This is a genomic window from Fibrobacter sp. (assembly GCA_012523595.1).
GTDB lineage: Bacteria > Fibrobacterota > Chitinivibrionia > Chitinivibrionales > Chitinispirillaceae > JAAYIG01.
Genome location: JAAYIG010000249.1, coordinates 1 through 1,984, shown reverse-complemented (window position 1 = coordinate 1,984; position 1,984 = coordinate 1). Strand labels below are relative to the sequence as shown.

Here is a 1,984-nt window from a genome sequence, read left to right as displayed (position 1 = left end):
GTGGTAGGTGATAATAACACCTATGGAAACAACCACAACGCTTTTGCCATGCATTTTGTTCCTTCTGAACCCATTACGGTAACGGAAAGATCAGTGCTTAACCAAAGCAATACTGCTGTCAAATTCAAGATAACCGGATCAAAAGTGGTTTTTACTTTACCGTCTTCCGCTTCCCTGCCCGTAAATTTGGCAGTTTACAATGCCGCCGGAAAAAAGATAGCAGCAGTTGAAAACCGGAATCTTAATGCCGGAAGGAATTCACTTTTGTGGGATTATTCCGGTGTGGGTGAGGGAGTTTACCTGTACAGGATAAGGTTTACTGACCGGATTTCCGCTGGCAGGCTGGTATTGAAGAAGAATTAAGATGAAATAAAAGTAATCAAGGTCATTATTTGCATGAAAACAATCCAAAAACTCCTGATATCTGCTGCTTTTTTTCTTCCCTTATGCACTAAAACTGCACTGACCGCTGAGGTCAATTATGATACAGCCTGGATATTTGTGTATGACAGGGGAATATATAACGAAAACGAGCCAGTCCCTGATGTTTTTCACGATGTTAAGCCATTATCTGATGGTGGCTATGTATGTGTAGGAGAAACACGTGATTCAACAGGAATGCGAAATGTATTATTGATCAAATTGGATGAGAACGGAAGCAAAAAAATGGTGAAAAAATACAGATTTGAAGAAGGAGTAGGAGGATATTCGATTATAATTTCAAAGGGAGATTTTATTATTGGTGGATATAGATATGATGATCCTTTAATAATGAAAACTGACTCTGTTGGTAATATAAAATGGACTACATGGTACTATGATTCTATTAATGACGAAAGAAAACTTTTTCGTGGCGCTACAGTCAACTGCCTCAAGGAAACCTCCCGGGGCACCATAATCTGCGCAGCGGGTGATGAATATCCGAACAACAACGGACTGAGCCTGAATAACTATGCTGCTGTTCTGGAACTGGACTCTGCGGGGAATCTTCTTGGAGGAAAACAATGGAATAATACATCAGGATACAATGTAGGTGGTTTCTATATAGAAGAAGTATTACTGGGAAATATTATTGTGTCGGGTTATCAATCCATAACATGCCTTGACTCAAACAGGAATGTAATCTGGCGGAAAAAGTACACCATGATGCTTGATGGAGTAGGTTCCATGGTGAACAATATTATGCGTGCCAAGATGCTTCGAGATGGCTCACTGATGGTAGCGGGGCAGGCCTACGAGGGAAACTGCTGGACAAAATACCAGAGGCTCTGTTTTGATGCCTGGTGGTCACCTATATCCTACGCCTACGGTACAAATGAGACATGGGATACCGCGGGAACGCAGGGTAGAAGTGATGTGATTTATGATTTTACCCAGTTGATTGATGGAAAGCTGGTATTTGTTGGCAAAAAGGCATCAATAGATGGATATGGTGGAGTATGGACTTTTGTTACAGATTCTACCGGGAAAAATATTCTCTGGGAAAGGCGGGTTCGTATTCCTTACCGGACAGCAGATGGTCGGGCACCAACACCTCTTTCTGTCTGTGCGACACCGGATAGCGGCTTTACTGTTGTTGGTGAATATGCCTGTGTAGATTCAATAGGGGGCATGAATGCCTTTGCCGCCCATTATATTCCTTCTGAACCCATTACGGTAATTAATAAGCCATTGCTTAACCAAAGCAATACTGCAGTAAAACTAAAAATAACCGGATCAAAGGTGATATTCAGTTTTCCATCTTCTGTTTCGATGCCAGTAGAACTTTCAGTTTACAATGCTGCCGGAAAAAGGATCACAGAAGTAAAGAGTCGGGACCTGACGGCAGAAAAGAATTCCCTTTTGTGGGATTGTTCAGGTGTTAGTGAGGGGATTTACCTGTACAGGATAAGGTTTACTGACCGGATTTCCACTGGTAAGCTTGTGCTGAAGAAGATTTAATTTGCGATAAATTTCTTTTTTTCTAATTCTCTTTTCAGGAAGG

Annotated in this window: 2 protein-coding genes; both read left to right on the top strand. The window is 41.5% G+C overall.

Annotation, left to right across the window (positions count from 1 at the left end; all coding sequences use genetic code 11):
* The coding region (locus tag GX089_17205) for a T9SS type A sorting domain-containing protein (GenBank protein NLP04235.1) at positions 1-363 on the top strand (363 nt) is incomplete at its 5' end.
* Between the two features lie 33 nt (positions 364-396).
* A complete protein-coding gene (locus tag GX089_17200; GenBank protein ID NLP04234.1) occupies positions 397-1,941 on the top strand; it encodes a T9SS type A sorting domain-containing protein in 1,545 nt (514 codons plus the stop codon).
* The last annotated feature ends 43 nt before the right edge of the window (positions 1,942-1,984 follow it).